The organism is Bacillus sp. FSL K6-2819 (genome assembly GCF_038008305.1).
GTDB lineage: Bacteria > Bacillota > Bacilli > Bacillales > Bacillaceae > Bacillus > Bacillus amyloliquefaciens.
This window is the reverse complement of sequence record NZ_JBBOYV010000001.1, coordinates 3,300,151-3,318,046: the sequence shown is the minus strand read 5'-3', so window position 1 is coordinate 3,318,046 and position 17,896 is coordinate 3,300,151. Positions and strand designations below refer to the sequence as shown.

Genomic DNA, 17,896 nt, shown 5'->3' with positions numbered 1-17,896 from the left:
AGAAACAACAGGGGGGTAAAATCATGGCGATGAAAATCGGCACCGCCGCTTTTAAAGAGCGGGTATCAGAAGGAATAGATAATGAGTTTATGAGAGGAGCCGTCTCCGGAGCGCAGGAACGGCTCAGGACAAGAAGGCTTCAGGCGGCAGAGGAATTGGGAAACTGGGAGGATTGGCGTTCGCATGCGGAAGAAATCAGGCAGCATGTGCTGGACAATCTTGATTTCTATTTAGAACAGCTCGCCGAAAACGTCGCCAAAAGAGGCGGACACGTCTTTTTCGCCGAAACGGCGGAAGAAGCGTCCTCATATATCCGCGATGTCATTCGGCAGAAAAACGCCAAAAAAATCGTGAAATCCAAATCCATGGTGACAGAAGAAATCAATATGAACGAAGTGCTTGAGGAAGAGGGCTGTGAAGTCACAGAAACGGATCTGGGCGAATACATTCTCCAGATTGACGATCACGACCCGCCGTCACACATCGTTGCTCCCGCTCTTCACAAAAACAAAGAGCAGATCCGTGACGTGTTTAAAGAAAGACTCGGATACAAGCAGACGGAAAAACCGGAAGAGCTCGTTATGCACGCGCGCAGCGTTCTCCGGAAAAAATTTCTCGAAGCGGACGTCGGCATCACGGGCTGCAACTTTGCAATCGCGGATACTGGTTCAGTCAGTCTCGTGACAAACGAAGGAAACGGCCGCCTTGTGTCCGCGCTGCCGAAGACGCAGATTACCGTAATGGGAATGGAGCGGATCGTTCCTTCATTTTCTGAGTTTGAAGTGCTTGTCAGCATGCTGACGAGAAGCGCCGTCGGCCAGCGGCTTACAAGTTACATTACGGCGCTGACGGGCCCCCGGCGGGAGGGAGAAGCTGACGGACCGGAGGAATTCCATCTAGTGGTTGTGGACAATGGGCGTTCCCGCATACTCGGCACGGAATTTCAATCGGTGCTGCAATGTATCCGCTGCGCCGCCTGCATTAATGTCTGTCCCGTATACCGGCATGTCGGCGGACATTCGTACGGGTCCATCTATTCGGGCCCGATCGGCGCCGTCTTATCGCCGCTTCTCGGCGGATACGACGAGTATAAGGAGCTTCCGTACGCATCCTCCTTATGCGCGGCCTGTACGGAAGCGTGCCCCGTTAAAATTCCGCTGCACGAGCTCCTGCTCAAGCACCGGCAGAACATCGTGGAAAAAGAGGGCAAAGCGCCGTTCAGCGAAAAACTGGCCATGAAAGCCTTCGGGCTCGGCTCATCATCCCCGTCTCTTTATAAAATGGGATCAAAATGGGCGCCAGCCGCCATGATGCCGTTTACGGAAGATGACAAAATATCAAAAGGACCGGGACCGTTAAAGGGATGGACAACAGTCCGGGACTTCCCGGCGCCGCATAAATCGAGATTCCGAGATTGGTTTAAAGATCGGGAAACACAAAAGGAGGAAGAATGATGATGAAAGGGACGGTTAAACATCAGGAATCCTTTTTAAACCGGATTGCCGAAAGCCTGGGCAGAGAGCGCAGAAAATCAGGCGTGTCCCTGCCTGAATGGAAGTATCAGCCTCAATATGAAACGCACGCGGACTGTACGGAAGATGACCTTGTCATGATGCTGAAAGACCACTGTGTCAACATTCATACGGAGCTGATCGAAACGGATGCCGCCGGGCTTTACGCCGCTTTGCGCACGCAGGTGGAACGCTTTGAAGGGGGGCCTGTCATTATCCCGAAAGACAGCCGGTTTGAAACATACGGCCTGCAGAGCCTTATGACAGAAGAGTGGCCGGATGAAGGGATTCCGGTTTGGGAATGGGATGCGGAACAAGGAGCGAAAAATATTGAAAAAGCGGAACAGGCGAATGTGGGCATCACATTCAGCGAGATCACGCTTGCGGAATCAGCCACCGTCGTTTTGTATGCGTCAGAGCATGCCGGCCGTTCTGTCAGCCTGCTTCCGACCACCTATATCGCAATCATCCCGAAATCTTCCATTGTGCCGAGAATGACGCAGGCCAGTGATATATTGAAACAGCAGATCAGAGACGGCGTCACTGTTCCTTCCTGCATCAACTATATTACCGGACCGAGCAACTCGGCCGATATCGAAATGGATTTGGTTGTCGGCGTCCACGGACCCGTTAAAGCTGCTTATATCCTTGTGAATGACCGATAACAAAAACAACCCCCGGTTCAGTCCGGGGGCTGTTTTTATATAAACGCGTTAATGATCATGATAAAACAAATCGCACTGACAGAAATAATCGTTTCCATCGCCGTCCATGTCAGGAATGTTTCTTTCACCGTCATTCCGAAGTATTCTTTAATAAGCCAGAAACCGGAGTCGTTGACATGAGACAGAATCAAAGAACCCGCTCCTGTTGCTAAAACAAGAAGCTCGCTGCTGACGCCCGGCATGACAGATGCAATCGGTGCGACAATGCCGGCCGCCGTCATCATGGCGACAGTCGCTGAACCTGTGGCGACGCGTATGACTGCCGCGATCGTCCAGCTTAAAAGAACGGGAGAGAAGCTTGAATGCTTCGCCAGATCAGCGATATAAGTGCCGACGCCTGAATCAATCAGGACGTTGTTAAAAGCGCCGCCGGCTCCGATCACAAGCAGAATTGAAGCGATCGGTCCCAGACAGTCATTGCTGAATTTTAAAATGCTTTCTCTGTTAAAGCCCTGATAAAAACCAAGGCTGAAAAAGGAGTAAACCGTGGCGATCAAAAGCGCCGTGACAGGATCGCCGATAAATTTAAAAGTTTCATAGAGCGTGCTTTTTTCCGGAAGCGCAATTTCGGCAAGCGTTGCCATAAGCATCAGGATCACCGGTACCAATATCGTAAACAATGTATTTGCGAATCCAGGAAGCTTGTGTTTCTCATTCCGTTCAATAAATTGTTTTTTCAAAAGTTCGGGAACGGGTTTGTGAATGCGCTTACCAATCCATTTTCCGTAAAGCGGCCCCGCGATGATGGCAGTCGGAATGCCGACGATTAAAGAATACAAAATCGTTTTTCCGACATTTGCGTGATAAATGCCGACAGCCGCCATCGCCGCCGGGTGGGGCGGAACCAATCCGTGCACGACGGAAAGCCCCGCAAGGAGCGGAATCCCGATCGTCACTAATGAAACGCCGGTTTCAATCGCAATCGTAAACAAAAGCGGCACGAGCAGGACGAAGCCGACCTGGAAAAAGACCGGGATGCCTACGATAAAAGCAACGGCCATCATTGCCCAATGCACTTTCTTTTTGCCGAAGCGGCCGATCAGGGTGTGAGCGATCCGCTCCGCACCCCCTGATTCAGCCATCATTTTACCGAGCATCGTACCGAGAGCCAGCACGATCGCAAGCAGAGACAGCGTATTGCCGAGCCCGGTTTTCATCGAAGTGATAATGTCCGGAAGATGCATGCCCGTTGCGAAACCGACAAGGATGGATGTAATCAAAAGACTGATAAAAGGATTTAACTTAGCGACTGTAATCAATAAGAGTAAAACGATAATAGCGGCAATGACAATAAACAGTAACATGACCTTTTCACCCTTTCAAAGAAGAATTAACGGCTTTGTTTGAGCTGAAATTCACTGATGACGTCAAATTCATCTTTGAGCTTGTCATACAGCCGCTCGTATAAGTAAAACAGCTCAATATATGTTTCGCTGTTTTTGACATTTGGTTCATGGCGGTGAGAAATTCTGATCCAGTCCTGAACATCCTCAATCCGTTCCATTTCGCCAAGGCTGTGTAAAGCGAGGACGGCAGCTCCGAGCGCCGAGGCTTCATAACTTTCCGGTACGAGAACTTCCCGCCCCATCGTATCGGACAAAATCTGTCTCCACAGCGGCGACCTCGCAAATCCGCCTGATGCCCGCACGTCTTTTGCGGGACCCGCCAAATCTCTCAGTGCGACCCCGATTGAAAAGACGCTCATGATGACGCCTTCCAGCACCGCTCTGATAAAATGCTCCCGTTTATGGCGGAGGCTGATGCCGAAAAACGTTCCGCGGGCATTCGGATTCCAAAACGGCGCGCGCTCTCCTGATAAAAACGGCAGAAACAGCAATCCCTCAGAACCTGCGGGCACTTTATCCGCGATATCAATCATTAAATCGTACGGATCAACGCCCAGCCGCTTCGCCGTTTCGACTTCCGGAGAAGCGAATTCATCACGAAGCCAGCGCAGCATAATGCCTCCGTTATTCGTCGGGCCGCCGATGACCCAATGCTTGTCAGTCAACGCGTAACAGAACGTCCGCGCTTTTTCATCCGTAATCGGCGTATCCGTCACCGAACGCACGGCACCGCTTGTTCCGATCGTAACGGCTACCTCGCCTTTGCCGATCGCGCCTACTCCCAGGTTCGCGAGCACGCCGTCATTTGCGCCGATGACAAACGGGGTATCCGCATGAATGCCCATCCGTGCCGCGATTTCCGGCGCAAGGCCGCGCAGCTGATGAGTGGTCGGCACGATGTCCGACAGCTGATCTTCCCGGATTCCGGCAATCCGGAGCGCTTCTTCATCCCAGGAAAGCGTCTCTAAACGGAACAGCCCCGTTGCCGAAGCAATGGAATAATCGACGACATATGTCCCGAAAAACTCGTGCAGAATATATTCCTTAATACTGATGAATTTGGCGGTTTTCGCGAATGTCTCCTTATCCTGCTCTCTCATCCACACAATTTTGGAAAGCGGGGACATCGGGTGAATCGGTGTACCCGTCCTTTTATAAATATCGAAACCGTTCATCTCTTTTATAATCCGTTTTGATTGCTCAGCGCTGCGGTTGTCCGCCCAAATGATGCTTTTGGTCAGCAGGCCGCCGTGCTGATCGACAGCAATCAATGAGTGCATGGCGGTGCTGATACCGATTGCAAGCAGGTTGTCAGGACTCAGTCCGGCCTTTGTGACGGCGCCCCTGATGCTTCCGATAACCGCTTCCAAAATGTGCTCAGGATCCTGCTCGGCCCATGCCGGCTTTGGCTGTATTAAATCATAGTGAACCGAATGCTTGGCTAACACTTTGCCTCTTGGTCCGAACAGAACGGCTTTCGTACTGGTCGTGCCGATATCCAGACCGATAACAGCTTGGGTTTCCTTCATATATATCCCGCCTAATCTAATTGAATAATAAGATAGATTGATAATGTATGCCCTTACAAAGTCAATTATAGGAATAATTTTTTTATAAATCAACGATGAAGAAGAAAAATTTTTTCATAAAATTGCCTCATTTCCCGCTGTATCGGCATTTCTCTTTTGAAAAATAAATATTCAGAAAGCGATTACAAACGTTTGTGCGCGATCATTTTTCTGATTTTCTGCAAGTTGGCGAGCGTTTTCTCCTGCCGCAGACGGGCAGTTGCGAAATACAGTGTATCAATGACTGTCAGCTGGGCGAGTCTTGCGGACATCGCTTCCGTTCTGAAGGCCGTCTCCCTTGTTGATGTATACAGCACAACGTCGGAAATCTGGGTGAGCGGCGATTTTTGATAGCTTGTAATGCCGATCGTTCCTGCGCCGAGCGATTTGGCCGTTTTCACTGCGTCGAGCACATCTTTGTTGCTCCCCGAATGAGAAATGCCGATGACCGCGCTTCCGGGACCGAGAAGACCCGCTGACATCGCCTGAAAGTGAGAATCCGTATGCGCGATGCAGTTTATGCCCGTACGCATAAACTTATGATACGCGTCAGTGGCGATCAGCCCGGAGCCGCCGTTTCCGTAAAATTCGATTCTGTCTGCGCTGTGAATCATCTCTACCGCCTTTTCAACATCGGCCGGATCTAGTAAATGGAAGGTATCAGTCAGGCCGGAAATATTTGCGCGGAAAACTTTCTGAATGATGACTTCGATATCGTCATCGGGGCTCATTTCTTCATGAATGTGCTGTACCGGCTCCTGAACGATCTCCTGAGCAAGCGTGATTTTTAAATCCTGATAGCCGGTAAAACCGAGACGCTTGCACAGCCTGAAAATCGTCGCTTCAGAGCTTTTCGTTTTTTCCGCCAGCTGAATGATGGAGAGGTGAACCACGTCTTTCGGTTCCTTCACGATATGGTCTGCAATCGCTCTCAATTTTGGCGACAAGCCTTTGCTGGCAGCCTGAATCTTCCCGATGCTGCTTGAATTGACAGGGGTCATGCTATAACCTCCTTACTCGAATGTAAACGCATACTTTTATGATAAAGCAAGTTTCAATATAAGGAAAACAGAATTTTAAAATTGTTTTTTCGATTTAAAATATAAAAAAAAGAGAAAGGCCGCCGATGATAAAAAGTGAGGAGGAATCTGGATGAAAAAAGCATGGATTCTCGTCATTTCATTCGGCATTGCGCTTGCCCTGTTTTTATACGCAAATACAAAGGTAAAAGCGGAAAGCGCGGCACCCGGAAAGCAAAGCCCGGTTTCCGGATTTCTGCTGAGATTTTTAAATGACTTGGAAGGGCAATAAGCGGCAAAAATTATGTATTGACTTTGAAAATAGAAGACTGTATATTATGTTACTATATTCAGAAAATAAAAACTCAAGAGATTCATTTAACATAAAACACTGTGAACGGGAGCAGTAAAAGAATCCAGTCAGAAAAAGAGAGCCGCGGGGTGGTGCAACGCGGACTGATTGTTCTTTGAACTCGCCCGGAAGTGGCAGGGCGGAACGGAATTGTCGGAATATTCCCTATGTCCTAACGGCTGACCTTCGTTAAAAGGTTTAAAAGCTGGATTCCGGATATTCGGGATCAACAAGAGTGGTACCGCGGCTGCCTGAGGCACGCCGTCTCTTTTCTAAAAAGAGGCGGCGTGCTTTTTTATGTGATGAACAATTTTTTGCGAGAGGGCGTGTGATAGATGGAAAAGGACAAGCAAACGTTAAAACGGACGATGTCGTCCAGACACATTATGATGATGGCGCTTGGAGGCGCGATCGGAGCCGGGCTTTTTAAAGGCAGCAGCACGGCGATTGATGAAGCCGGGCCGTCCGTATTATTGGCCTATCTCCTCGGCGGAATTATTCTGCTGTTTATTATGCAGGGGCTGGCTGAAATGGCTGTCCGAAATAAAAATGCAAGGACGTTCCGTGATTTGGTTCAGCAGTCTCTCGGTTCGTACGCTGCATACTTTTTAGACTGGATTTATTGGAAAATGTGGGTGCTCAATATTGCCGCAGAAGCGGTAGTAGCCGCAATTTTTATTCAATATTGGCTGCCGGAATGTCCGATATGGATATTGGCTCTAATCATTTCCATCGTTGTTACGGTCGTTAATATGCTTTCTGTTAAGCTGTTTGCCGAGACAGAGTACTGGCTCGCGCTTATTAAAATTACGGTGATTGTCATCTTTATTTTATGCGGTATTCTGCTGTTATTTTTCTCATTCGGCAATCACACGGCACCGGGGCTGTCTCATCTAACGAACCACGGCGGGTTTTTCCCGCATGGAGCGGGGGGCGTCATTACGGCGATGCTCGTTGTGATCTACTCATACGGCGGAACGGAAATCATCGGCGTCACGCTGGCGGAGACAAAAAATCCTGAAAAGGTGATTCCGAAAGCTGTCCGCAGCACGTTAACGCGGATTGTCGCTTTTTACTTGCTGCCGTTTTTCATCATCGTCAGCCTGATTCCTTGGAATCAAGTTAACAGCGTTCCCGAAAGCCCGTTTGTCATCGTATTTAAGATGATCGGAATTCCGGGTGCCGACCATATTATGAACGCCGTCATTCTTCTTGCGATTATCTCGTCCATGAACTCGGGACTGTACGGATCATCCCGCGTCTTGTTTACGCAGGCTTCTGACGGCCGGGTGCCGAAAGTCTTTTCAAAACTATCAAAGAAAAAGGTCCCCGTTTATGCGATTCTTACATGTACGTCGTTTTTATATGTAGGCGTTCTGATTTCTTTATTTGCAGGAAGCCAGACGTTTAATTATTTGATGGGGTCACTAGGCTATACCGTGCTGTTCATTTGGCTGATTATCGGGTTCGCCCATCTGAAATCAAGAAAACATGCAGCGGAACAGCCCGCTTATTACGTAAAATGGTTCCCGTACACCACATGGTTCGCGGTGCTTGCGCTTTTGGCCATCCTGATCGGCGTGATTGCCACGACATCAATCGTCATTACATGCATCACGGCGGCCATCTATCTGCTCATTACGGCTGCGTATCTTGTGAAAGGGAGACGCCAATAAATAAAAAACTCTTGCCCCGCGGCAAGAGTTTTTTTAATGAACGGCCTTTTTTTCTGCGGCCAAAGCAGGTGTTTTCAGTTTCTTCGGTGTTATATTCACAAAACAGATGCTTGTGACGATCAGAAGCAGTCCGGCCAAAAGGCTGACGGTCAGCGGCTCATGCAGGAAAATTGAGCTGACGACAATGGAAATGAGCGGGATCAGGAAGGTGTAAGAGGCAACCTTGCTTGCTTCCCCTGAACCGACAAGCGTAAAAAAGACGAGCCAGCCGAGCGCGATGACAAATACCGAAATAAATAGAAGGCTGAGAATGAACGGAGCTTTCCATTGAATCGCTGAAAAGCTTTCCGAAAAACTGCCTGAGCTGACAAGCAGCCCGCCGCCGATCAGAAGCTGAAGAGCGACCATCCAGATGGAATCCACGCGTCCTCCCGTTCTTTTCATAAATACCGTGCCGAGCGCCCAGCTGACCGCAGAGCCTAATGCCAGAAGAATGCCGGCGATGGAAATATGGCCTCCGAAACCGGCTGCGCTGATGACGGCGACACCGGCGAAGCCCAGAATAAGACCGGCTATTTTCAAAGGAAACATCGGTTCCCCGAGCCACAGCCAAGAAAAAACGCCCATTAAGACCGGCTGGAAAAACACAATGGCTGAAAATAAGCCGGCGGGCAGGTAGTTCAAGCCGACCGTTTGCAGGCCGTAAAATAAAGTGATATTTAAAATAGCAGAAATAAGATAGATCGGCCACGTTTCTTTAAAACGCAGCTTTTTAAAACGGGGCACCGCAACCATTAACAGCAGCAGTCCGCCGATCAGCGTGCGGATTCCGGCAAACAGAAGGGGCGGCGAATAGGCGAGCGCTGCCTTTGTCAGCGGCCAGTTAATCCCCCATACCGTGACTAAAAACGCCAGCATGAGAGCCGTCTGTATTCTCGAAAGCTGTTTCACGTCGTTCACTCCTTGTAGAACAATTCCATCATATGATACGGTAATCAGTAAGATAAATAAAATGAATCTTTTTTATAAGGAGCATAAGTAAAACGTTATGACGATTACACAACTGCGGGTTTTTGTTCAAATTGCTGAAACGGGAAGTTTTACAAAAGCAGGGCAGGCGCTGAATATGACGCAGCCCGCCGTCAGTCATGCCATCTCGGCGCTTGAGACGGAGCTCGGCATCAAGCTGATCATCCGGGAACGCCGCAACGGCTTAAGGCTCACGGACACGGGCAAAAAAATTCTCGTACATATCAGAGAGGTGCTCAAAGGCATAGAAAAAGCGGAGCAGCTGGCGGCCGCGGAAAGAGGGCTTGAACAGGGAACGATTCACATCGGCACATTTCCGGCCGCTTCCGCTTATTTCATTCCAAAGCTGATCAGCGTGTTTAAAAAACGGTATCCGAAGCTTGAACTGGTGCTGCATGAAGGAACGGCGGACGAAGTGAAGGAGTGGCTGCAATCCCGGATGATTGATGCGGGCATTTTGCTTTTTCCGACAGAGGATATGGATTATTTCCTGTTGAAAAAAGACAAAATGGCAGCGGTTATGCATAGGGATCACCCTCTCGCCGCACGCTCAACCGTAACAATAAAGGATCTGGACGGCGAACCGATGGTGGTCTGCGACGGCGGTTACACGTCCCCTTTTTCCGGTTTGTTTAAACAAGCCGGTGCCGAACTTTGCGCCGCCTTTACCGTTTTTAATGTCAGCACATCCATTAATATGGTGCGGGAGGGGTTAGGCATGGCAATCTTATCGGAAATGTCTATGGCCGGCAATCCTCTTCCGGAAGAAGTGGTGATTAAAGAGTTTACCCCGGATGTATTCAGGGAGGTGCAGCTGGCGGTTCCTTCTATAAAAGACGCCTCACTTGCCGCCAAGCTTTTTATTGAAATTGCCGAGGAGCTGTTCATCCGTAAGAAAACCGCCGCTGACTGATTGTTCGAAGATCATCGAATCAAATTGTTTAACTCACGGGAAAAGCTGTGGTAAGGTGTGTGGTAGAGACCTTGTTTAAGATCTGCTTACACTAAACCATAAAGGAGAAAACGATGGCTGAACATACATTGAAAGATACTGCGTTTTCCGTATTGAATTTATCGCCGGTCGTACAGGGGGGAACGGTTGCTGAATCGTTCCGCAACAGCATGGATTTAGCGCGCCGCGCCGAGGAGTGGGGCTATAACCGCTACTGGCTGGCGGAGCATCATAATATAGAAGGAGTTGCCAGCTCGGCAACGTCAGTGCTGATCGGCCACATTGCCGGCGGCACGAAAAAAATCCGCGTCGGTTCAGGCGGCATTATGCTGCCGAACCACTCGTCGCTTGTGATCGCGGAGCAATTCGGAACCCTTGAAACGTTATATCCGGGGCGGATTGACCTCGGGCTCGGACGCGCTCCGGGAACCGACCAATTAACGGCGAGAGCTTTAAGAAGAAATATAAACAGCGGAGAAGATTTTCCGGAGCAGCTTGAAGAATTGAGAAATTACTTTAAACCGTCAGGCAATGTGCGTAATCAAGTCCGCGCCATTCCAGGCGAAGGGCTGGACGTGCCGATCTGGCTTTTGGGCTCAAGCGGCTTCAGCGCGCGTCTTGCGGGTGAGCTCGGGCTTCCGTTCGCCTTTGCGGCTCACTTCTCACCGAAAAACACCGTGCCCGCCCTTGAGATGTACCGAAGCTCCTTCCGCCCGTCAGACGTACTGGATAAACCGTACGCGATGGTCGGCGTCACCGTCATTGCCGCGGATACGGATGAAAAGGCGGAGCATCTGGCGACATCGCATTATCAAAGATTTTTAGACCTCGTACGCGGTACACCGAATCAGCTGAAACCTCCTGTTGAAGACATGGATCAAATCTGGTCGCCGTATGAAAAAGCGATGGTCAATGAACAGCTCAGTTCAACGATCGTCGGCGGACCTGATCGTGTGAAGGAAAAGCTGGAAAGCTTCATCCGGACAACACAGGCGGATGAAATCATGGTGAATTCTGAAAGCTTTGAGCATGCCGACAGAATGCGGTCGTTTGAAATTATTGCTGAATTAAAAAACAGCTGAGCAAAAAAGCAATGTGCCGTGCACATTGCTTTTTTTATTCGTCGATTCGCTTTACGGAATTCCGGATAACGAGTTCCGGTTCGTACACGACGTCATCCCGCTTCGGTTTTTTATGTTCTAAGCTGTCGATGACGTATTTTGCCGCCGCTTTCCCCATAATTGATTTCGGATGCTTGACAGAGGTAAGCTTCACCTCGGAAATCTGGGCGAAATGTGAATCATCATAGCCCATGACTGACACATCATCAGGGACTCTCAAACCGAGTTCTCTGAGAAGATTAATCGTCTTCAGCGCAATTTCGTCATTGTAACAAAGAATGGCCGTCGGATGTGACCCGCTGTTCTGCTCAAGAGTATGCTTCATTTTCTCGAGAAGCACGGTTTCTTTTTCTTCAGTCGTGTAAGTCACGATCATGTCCGGCGATGGAAAAATCCCGCGTTCCCGATGTGCCTGAAGGTAGCCGTTCATCCGTTTGACGCCCTGCGTGTCATCGGCTTTAAAGATTCCCATAATGTGCGTGTGGCCGAGTGACATAACGTATTCGCAAGCCATCATGCCGCCTTTGACATCATTGACGGAAAAGCTCGGTGCGGCCAGCTCCGCATAAGAGGCGTTAATCATGGCAAACGGAATGCCGTTTTTCTCCAGATTGAGATAGTAGCCGATATTGGGCGTCTGAAGCGCGCTTTTTGTGGGCTCGACAATCAGCCCGTCTATATTTTTGGACAGCAGGTTTTCAAGGCCCCGCCGTTCACTTTCTGTATTGTTGTTGGTGCTCGTCAGAAGCATGGAATAGCCCTGTTCGCTTAAATAAGATTCGATTCCCCTGATGATGCTCGGGAAAATATAGTCTGATATGTACGTTGTAATAACGCCGATCGTTTTGTTTGAATGCATGGCTGATTTCGCCGTGCGTGAAGCGACAAAGGTGCCTCCGCCCTGAACGCTGTACAGCAGTCCTTGCGAGACCAAATCCCCGATCGCTTTTCTGATAGTATGGCGGCTGACGCCGAACTGCTGCATCAGCTCATTTTCCGTAGGCAGCTTTTGATCCGGCTGTATCTTCCCTTGATTCAGCCAAGAACAAATTTCTTCTTTTACTTGAGCATATTTCGGTAGCATATCAATTCCTCCAAAATGTATACGGACAAATTCAAGTATAACATAGTAAGCCCTTTCATCAAGCGTCAAAAATAATTGACAGATTATGAAAAACTGCTTATTCTTTATTTGTACGTACTAATTTTCCTTATTTTTAGATAAAATTCTTTATAAGTACGTACAAATGTGACGGCGAAGTAAACCAAAGTCAAACCAAACGCCGGCACTCTGATTTGTAAGCGTTTTTATTCTATTATACGCGGGAGGGTAAAATTCATGAAGAATCACCCGGCACCAATTGGTTCACATGTACCAGTCACTCGGCAGCATTCCATGTGGTTTGTCATTCTCATCTCATGTGCGGCCGGACTTGGAGGGCTTTTGTACGGTTATGACACGGCGGTGATTTCCGGCGCGATCGGTTTTTTGAAAGACTTGTACCGCTTAAGTCCTTTTATGGAAGGGCTCGTGATTTCAAGCATTATGATCGGCGGTGTTTTCGGTGTCGGTATTTCCGGATTTTTGAGCGACCGTTTCGGACGGAGAAAGATCCTGATGGCAGCAGCGCTTTTGTTTGCGGTGTCAGCGGTTGTCTCTGCGCTTTCTCAAAGCGTGTCTTCCTTAATTATCGCCAGAATTATCGGCGGTCTGGGAATCGGGATGGGCTCCTCGCTTTCTGTCACCTATATTACCGAAGCCGCCCCGCCGGCCATCCGCGGCAGTCTGTCTTCACTGTATCAGCTATTTACGATATTGGGCATCTCCGGCACTTATTTTATTAACCTTGCCGTCCAGCAATCCGGTTCATATGAATGGGGAGTGCATACCGGCTGGCGGTGGATGCTCGCTTACGGAATGATTCCGTCCGTCATCTTTTTTATCGTGCTGTTTCTCGTGCCGGAAAGTCCGCGCTGGCTTGCAAAAGCGGGGCGCCGGAATGAAGCCCTCGCCGTGCTGACGCGTATAAACGGCGAACAGACTGCGAAAGAAGAAATCAAACAAATCGAAACGTCTTTACAATTAGAAAAAATGGGTTCATTATCTCAGCTGTTTAAACCGGGGCTGAGAAAAGCGCTTGTGATCGGGATTCTGCTGGCTTTGTTCAATCAGGTCATCGGTATGAACGCGATTACGTATTACGGGCCGGAAATCTTTAAAATGATGGGCTTCGGGCAGAATGCAGGGTTTGTCACGACATGCATCGTCGGTGTCGTCGAAGTGATTTTCACCGTTATCGCGGTTCTTTTAGTCGATAAAGTAGGCCGGAAAAAGCTGATGGGGGTCGGATCTGCCTTTATGGCGCTGTTTATGATCTTAATCGGGGCATCCTTTTATTTTCATCTGGCGAGCGGGACGGCTTTAGTCGTCATTATATTGGGATTCGTCGCCGCTTTCTGTGTATCAGTGGGGCCGATTACGTGGATCATGATTTCAGAAATCTTCCCGAATCACCTCCGTGCACGCGCCTCGCCGGTATTGCAACAATATTCTTATGGGGGGCGAATTGGGCGATCGGCCAGTTTGTGCCGATGATGATCAGCGGGCTGGGTCTTGCGTACACCTTCTGGATATTCGCCGTCATTAATATTCTCTGTTTCTTGTTCGTCGTGACGATCTGCCCTGAGACGAAAAATAAATCATTAGAAGAAATAGAAAAGCTCTGGATAAAATGAAAGCGTTTTACGACAAAATCCCGCTCCGGCGGGCTTTTGTCTGTCACCTTCATTCCGTTTCTGTATATAATGACTGTATCAAGGAGATACTGGTAAATGTTGCGAAGAATGTCGAGGAATTGACCTTTAACAGTTGAATTAACAATGTCAGCCTGTTAAAATAATTAAAGAAAGCAGACATAATTTTTTTTGGCTATGATGGGACGTTTTTTGTCATAGCGGGACATTTTCTGTCCAGTATGAATAGGAAGGAACGTTTGAGTCATGAACCAGTTAATACAAGCTCAAAAAAAATTATTGCCTGATCTTTTGCTTGTGATGCAGAAAAGATTTGAAATCTTGCAGTATATCAGGCTTACTGAACCGATCGGCCGCAGAAGCCTTGCAGCCAGTCTCGGATTGACCGAGCGCGTTCTCAGAAGCGAGGTTCAGTTTTTGAAAGAACAGAATCTCATCGATATAAAAACAAACGGCATGACACTGACGGAAGAGGGCTATTCACTGCTTTCGATTCTGGAAGATACGATGAAGGATGTTTTAGGATTGACGCTTTTGGAAAAGACATTAAAGGAACGTCTTAATCTGAAAGACGCCATTATCGTTTCCGGAGACAGCGACCAATCTCCTTGGGTCAAAAAAGAATTAGGGAGAGCGGCCGTCGCATGTATGAAAAAGAGATTTTCAGGCAAAAATATCGTCGCTGTAACCGGCGGTACGACAATTGAAGCTGTCGCCGATATGATGACGCCGGATTCAAAAAACCGCGAGCTCCTGTTTGTGCCTGCAAGAGGCGGTTTAGGTGAAAACGTCAAAAATCAGGCGAACACCATATGCGCGCATATGGCGGAAAAAGCTTCAGGCACTTACCGGCTTTTGTTTGTTCCCGGACAGCTGTCACAAGGCGCCTACTCATCTATTATTGAAGAGCCTTCCGTAAAAGAGGTGCTTCACACGATTAAATCAGCGAGTATGCTCGTTCACGGAATCGGCGAAGCTAGAACAATGGCGGAACGAAGAAACACGCCTTTGGAAGATTTGAAGAAAATAGATGACAATCATGCGGTGACAGAGGCATTCGGCTACTACTTTAATGCGGACGGAGAAGTCGTTCACAAAGTGCATTCAGTCGGAATGCAGCTCGATGATCTCGGCGCCATTCCCGACATTATCGCAGTAGCGGGCGGATCATCAAAAGCAGAAGCAATTGAAGCTTATTTTAAAAAGCAGCGAAACACGGTTCTCGTCACGGACGAAGGAGCCGCAAAGAAGTTATTAAGGGATAAAAGTCCCTCAATATAAATATCTCTCACTTATTTAAAGGAGGAAACAATCATGGCAGTAAAAGTCGGTATTAACGGTTTTGGTCGTATTGGACGTAACGTATTCCGCGCAGCATTAAACAATCCTGAAGTTGAGGTAGTAGCGGTTAACGATTTAACAGACGCTAACATGCTTGCTCATCTTTTACAATATGATTCCGTACACGGAAAATTAGACGCAGAAGTTAAAGTTGACGGCAGCAACCTTGTTGTTAACGGCAAAACAATCGAAGTTTCTGCTGAGCGCGATCCTGCGAAACTCAGCTGGGGCAAACAAGGCGTTGAAATCGTAGTTGAATCTACTGGTTTCTTCACAAAACGCGCAGACGCTGCGAAACATTTAGAAGCTGGCGCGAAAAAAGTTATCATCTCTGCACCTGCTAACGAAGAAGATATCACAATCGTTATGGGTGTTAACGAAGACAAATACGATGCGGCTAACCACCATGTTATCTCTAACGCATCTTGCACAACAAACTGCCTTGCGCCGTTTGCAAAAGTACTTAACGACAAATTCGGCATCAAACGCGGTATGATGACAACTGTTCACTCTTACACAAACGATCAGCAAATTCTTGATCTTCCGCACAAAGACTACCGTCGTGCGCGTGCAGCAGCTGAAAACATCATTCCTACATCAACTGGTGCTGCTAAAGCAGTTTCCCTCGTTCTTCCTGAACTGAAAGGCAAACTGAACGGCGGAGCTATGCGTGTGCCGACTCCAAACGTTTCTCTTGTTGACTTAGTTGCTGAACTGAACAAAGACGTAACGGCTGAAGACGTAAACGCAGCTCTTAAAGAAGCGGCTGAAGGCGACCTTAAAGGAATCCTTGGCTACAGCGAAGAGCCATTAGTATCCGGAGACTACAACGGCAATGCTAACTCTTCTACAATCGATGCTCTTTCTACAATGGTTATGGAAGGCAGCATGGTAAAAGTAATCTCTTGGTACGATAACGAAAGCGGCTATTCTAACCGCGTTGTTGACCTTGCAGCTTACATCGCAAAACAAGGTCTTTAATTCATAGCTCCCGGAAAGGGCCGGACTTGGTTCTTTCGGACAGAAACGCTATAATGAAAGCGGACAAGGGAAGGGGACGGACTCCCTTTCCCTTTTTCCATGAGGACCGGCTTTCAGAAAGCGCCGGATTGCTGCAGAACGTCCGCGTTTTGCAGTTTCCGCGGCACTTTCGTTTTCGGGGCCGCCTGCCCTGGCTCAGAAGACGATCTGCCCCGTGCCGAGAAGCTGCAATCTGCCCCGCGGCGGAAGCATCATGAGGCGGTTTCACGTTTCACGTTTTTCGTGCTATGCAAACCATTTTGAAGGAGGATCTCCTAAGGCATGAATAAGAAAACAGTAAAAGACATCGACGTAAAAGGCAAAGTCGTATTCTGCCGCGTTGACTTTAACGTTCCAATGAAAGACGGGGAAGTAACAGACGATACTCGTATCCGCGCTGCGCTTCCAACAATCAAACACCTTGCAGACCAAGGCGCGAAAGTCCTTCTTGCGAGCCACCTAGGCCGCCCGAAAGGTGAAGTGGTTGAGGAGCTTCGTTTAACTCCTGTCGCTGCGCGCTTAGGCGAACTGCTTGGCAAAGAAGTGAAAAAAGCGGATGAAGCTTACGGAGATGCTGTAAAAGCACAAATTTCCGATATGAAGGACGGAGACGTTCTTGTATTGGAAAACGTACGTTTCTACCCTGGTGAAGAGAAAAATGATCCTGAGCTTGCAAAAGCATTTGCTGAGCTTGCGGATGTATATGTCAATGACGCATTCGGTGCTGCCCACCGTGCTCACGCATCTACAGCCGGAATTGCCGAGCATCTGCCGGCGGTTGCAGGATTCCTGATGGAAAAAGAGCTTGACGTTCTCGGCAAAGCCGTGACAAATCCTGAGCGCCCGTTTACGGCGATCATCGGCGGAGCGAAAGTAAAAGACAAAATCGGCGTAATCGAAAGTCTGCTTGATAAAGTGGACAACCTGATTATCGGCGGAGGTCTTGCTTACACATTCGTAAAAGCCCTTGGATACGAAATCGGTAAATCTTTGCTTGAAGAAGATAAAATCGAGCTTGCAAAATCATTCATGGACCGCGCGAAAGAAAAAGGCGTGAAATTCTATATGCCTGAAGATGTGCTCGTTGCAGACGATTTCTCTAACGATGCAAACGTGAAAATGGTGCCGATCTCTGAAATCCCTAGTGATTTAGAAGCAATCGACATTGGTACGAAAACACGCGAAACGTATGCTGACGTTATCAAAAACAGCAAACTTGTCGTGTGGAACGGACCGATGGGCGTATTCGAAATCGACTTGTTCGCTCAAGGAACAAAAGCGGTTGCGGAAGCATTGGCAGAGGCGAAAGATACATACTCTGTCATCGGCGGAGGAGACTCTGCGGCAGCCGTTGAAAAATTCGGCCTTGCTGATAAAATGAGCCATATCTCTACAGGCGGCGGCGCATCTCTTGAATTCATGGAAGGCAAAGAGCTTCCTGGTGTAGCTGCACTGAACGATAAATAAAAACTGCTATAAGGA

14 protein-coding genes, 1 pseudogene and 1 other annotated feature are annotated in these 17,896 nt (G+C 48.5%); of the genes and pseudogenes, 10 read left to right on the top strand and 5 right to left on the bottom strand.

Annotation, left to right across the window (positions count from 1 at the left end; genetic code table 11):
• The first annotated feature begins 23 nt into the window (after positions 1–23).
• Both MHH91_RS17365 and MHH91_RS17360 read left to right on the top strand, forming a co-directional pair.
• Positions 24–1,454 (top strand): LutB/LldF family L-lactate oxidation iron-sulfur protein, encoded by a 1,431-nt coding sequence (locus tag MHH91_RS17365; protein ID WP_013353674.1) that lies wholly within the window; start codon positions 24–26, stop codon positions 1,452–1,454.
• Entirely contained in the window at positions 1,454–2,176 is a 723-nt protein-coding gene (locus MHH91_RS17360; RefSeq protein WP_014471054.1) for a LutC/YkgG family protein, read from the top strand. Before MHH91_RS17365 ends, MHH91_RS17360 begins: the two co-directional genes overlap by 1 nt.
• 35 nt (positions 2,177–2,211) lie before the next feature.
• Here the strand turns inward: MHH91_RS17360 and MHH91_RS17355 are convergent, their stop codons facing one another.
• The 3 genes from MHH91_RS17355 to MHH91_RS17345 form a co-directional block, all read right to left on the bottom strand.
• Positions 2,212–3,540: a GntP family permease gene (locus MHH91_RS17355; protein WP_013353672.1), complete on the bottom strand. Its 1,329-nt coding sequence runs from the start codon at positions 3,538–3,540 to the stop codon at positions 2,212–2,214.
• A 26-nt stretch (positions 3,541–3,566) separates the two neighbouring features.
• Positions 3,567–5,111: a gluconokinase gene (gene gntK, locus MHH91_RS17350; RefSeq protein WP_013353671.1), complete on the bottom strand. Its 1,545-nt coding sequence runs from the start codon at positions 5,109–5,111 to the stop codon at positions 3,567–3,569.
• Between the two features lie 182 nt (positions 5,112–5,293).
• Positions 5,294–6,151: a MurR/RpiR family transcriptional regulator gene (locus MHH91_RS17345; RefSeq protein WP_013353670.1), complete on the bottom strand. Its 858-nt coding sequence runs from the start codon at positions 6,149–6,151 to the stop codon at positions 5,294–5,296.
• A 151-nt stretch (positions 6,152–6,302) separates the two neighbouring features.
• On the opposite strand from MHH91_RS17345, the gene MHH91_RS17340 reads away from it, so the two are divergent.
• Both MHH91_RS17340 and MHH91_RS17335 read left to right on the top strand, forming a co-directional pair.
• Complete coding sequence (locus MHH91_RS17340; protein ID WP_014471053.1) at positions 6,303–6,461, top strand: hypothetical protein; 159 nt, start codon at positions 6,303–6,305, stop codon at positions 6,459–6,461.
• Between the two features lie 92 nt (positions 6,462–6,553).
• Positions 6,554–6,793 (top strand) — a binding site (T-box leader).
• A 63-nt stretch (positions 6,794–6,856) separates the two neighbouring features.
• The gene (locus MHH91_RS17335) at positions 6,857–8,197 is read left to right on the top strand and encodes an amino acid permease (protein ID WP_013353669.1); all 1,341 of its coding nucleotides are present in this window, start codon (positions 6,857–6,859) and stop codon (positions 8,195–8,197) included.
• 33 nt (positions 8,198–8,230) lie between these two features.
• Here the strand turns inward: MHH91_RS17335 and MHH91_RS17330 are convergent, their stop codons facing one another.
• Positions 8,231–9,148, bottom strand: coding sequence for a DMT family transporter (locus tag MHH91_RS17330; protein WP_013353668.1), 918 nt, complete (start codon positions 9,146–9,148; stop codon positions 8,231–8,233).
• Positions 9,149–9,245: 97 nt separating this feature from the next.
• On the opposite strand from MHH91_RS17330, the gene MHH91_RS17325 reads away from it, so the two are divergent.
• Positions 9,246–10,139: a LysR family transcriptional regulator gene (locus MHH91_RS17325; protein ID WP_014471052.1), complete on the top strand. Its 894-nt coding sequence runs from the start codon at positions 9,246–9,248 to the stop codon at positions 10,137–10,139.
• Between the two features lie 113 nt (positions 10,140–10,252).
• Complete coding sequence (locus MHH91_RS17320) at positions 10,253–11,260, top strand: LLM class flavin-dependent oxidoreductase (protein ID WP_013353666.1); 1,008 nt, start codon at positions 10,253–10,255, stop codon at positions 11,258–11,260.
• A 34-nt stretch (positions 11,261–11,294) separates the two neighbouring features.
• Here the strand turns inward: MHH91_RS17320 and MHH91_RS17315 are convergent, their stop codons facing one another.
• Entirely contained in the window at positions 11,295–12,383 is a 1,089-nt protein-coding gene (locus tag MHH91_RS17315) for a GntR family transcriptional regulator (protein ID WP_014471051.1), read from the bottom strand.
• A gap of 255 nt (positions 12,384–12,638) precedes the next feature.
• Between MHH91_RS17315 and MHH91_RS17310 the strand changes: the two are divergent.
• The 4 genes and pseudogenes from MHH91_RS17310 to MHH91_RS17295 all read left to right on the top strand — a co-directional run bounded on the left by MHH91_RS17310 (position 12,639) and on the right by MHH91_RS17295 (position 17,881).
• Positions 12,639–14,035 (top strand): annotated as a pseudogene (locus MHH91_RS17310) (sugar porter family MFS transporter).
• 264 nt (positions 14,036–14,299) lie between these two features.
• Positions 14,300–15,334: a gapA transcriptional regulator CggR gene (gene cggR / locus MHH91_RS17305; RefSeq protein WP_013353663.1), complete on the top strand. Its 1,035-nt coding sequence runs from the start codon at positions 14,300–14,302 to the stop codon at positions 15,332–15,334.
• Positions 15,335–15,367: 33 nt separating this feature from the next.
• Positions 15,368–16,375, top strand: coding sequence for a type I glyceraldehyde-3-phosphate dehydrogenase (gene gap / locus MHH91_RS17300; protein ID WP_003151611.1), 1,008 nt, complete (start codon positions 15,368–15,370; stop codon positions 16,373–16,375).
• 321 nt (positions 16,376–16,696) lie between these two features.
• Positions 16,697–17,881, top strand: a complete 1,185-nt coding sequence (locus MHH91_RS17295; protein ID WP_013353662.1) for a phosphoglycerate kinase — start codon at positions 16,697–16,699, stop codon at positions 17,879–17,881.
• Positions 17,882–17,896: the final 15 nt, after the last annotated feature.

Excerpts from the sequence above, each read along its gene's own strand:
- MHH91_RS17365 (WP_013353674.1), top strand. The coding sequence starts at position 24 with ATGGCGATGAAAATCGGCACCGCCGCTTTTAAAGAGCGGGTATCAGAA.
- MHH91_RS17360 (WP_014471054.1), top strand. The coding sequence starts at position 1,454 with ATGATGAAAGGGACGGTTAAACATCAGGAATCCTTTTTAAACCGGATT.
- MHH91_RS17355 (WP_013353672.1), bottom strand. The coding sequence starts at position 3,540 with ATGTTACTGTTTATTGTCATTGCCGCTATTATCGTTTTACTCTTATTG.
- gntK (WP_013353671.1), bottom strand. The coding sequence starts at position 5,111 with ATGAAGGAAACCCAAGCTGTTATCGGTCTGGATATCGGCACGACCAGT.
- MHH91_RS17345 (WP_013353670.1), bottom strand. The coding sequence starts at position 6,151 with ATGACCCCTGTCAATTCAAGCAGCATCGGGAAGATTCAGGCTGCCAGC.
- MHH91_RS17340 (WP_014471053.1), top strand. The coding sequence starts at position 6,303 with ATGAAAAAAGCATGGATTCTCGTCATTTCATTCGGCATTGCGCTTGCC.
- MHH91_RS17335 (WP_013353669.1), top strand. The coding sequence starts at position 6,857 with ATGGAAAAGGACAAGCAAACGTTAAAACGGACGATGTCGTCCAGACAC.
- MHH91_RS17325 (WP_014471052.1), top strand. The coding sequence starts at position 9,246 with ATGACGATTACACAACTGCGGGTTTTTGTTCAAATTGCTGAAACGGGA.
- MHH91_RS17320 (WP_013353666.1), top strand. The coding sequence starts at position 10,253 with ATGGCTGAACATACATTGAAAGATACTGCGTTTTCCGTATTGAATTTA.
- MHH91_RS17315 (WP_014471051.1), bottom strand. The coding sequence starts at position 12,383 with ATGCTACCGAAATATGCTCAAGTAAAAGAAGAAATTTGTTCTTGGCTG.
- cggR (WP_013353663.1), top strand. The coding sequence starts at position 14,300 with ATGAACCAGTTAATACAAGCTCAAAAAAAATTATTGCCTGATCTTTTG.
- gap (WP_003151611.1), top strand. The coding sequence starts at position 15,368 with ATGGCAGTAAAAGTCGGTATTAACGGTTTTGGTCGTATTGGACGTAAC.
- MHH91_RS17295 (WP_013353662.1), top strand. The coding sequence starts at position 16,697 with ATGAATAAGAAAACAGTAAAAGACATCGACGTAAAAGGCAAAGTCGTA.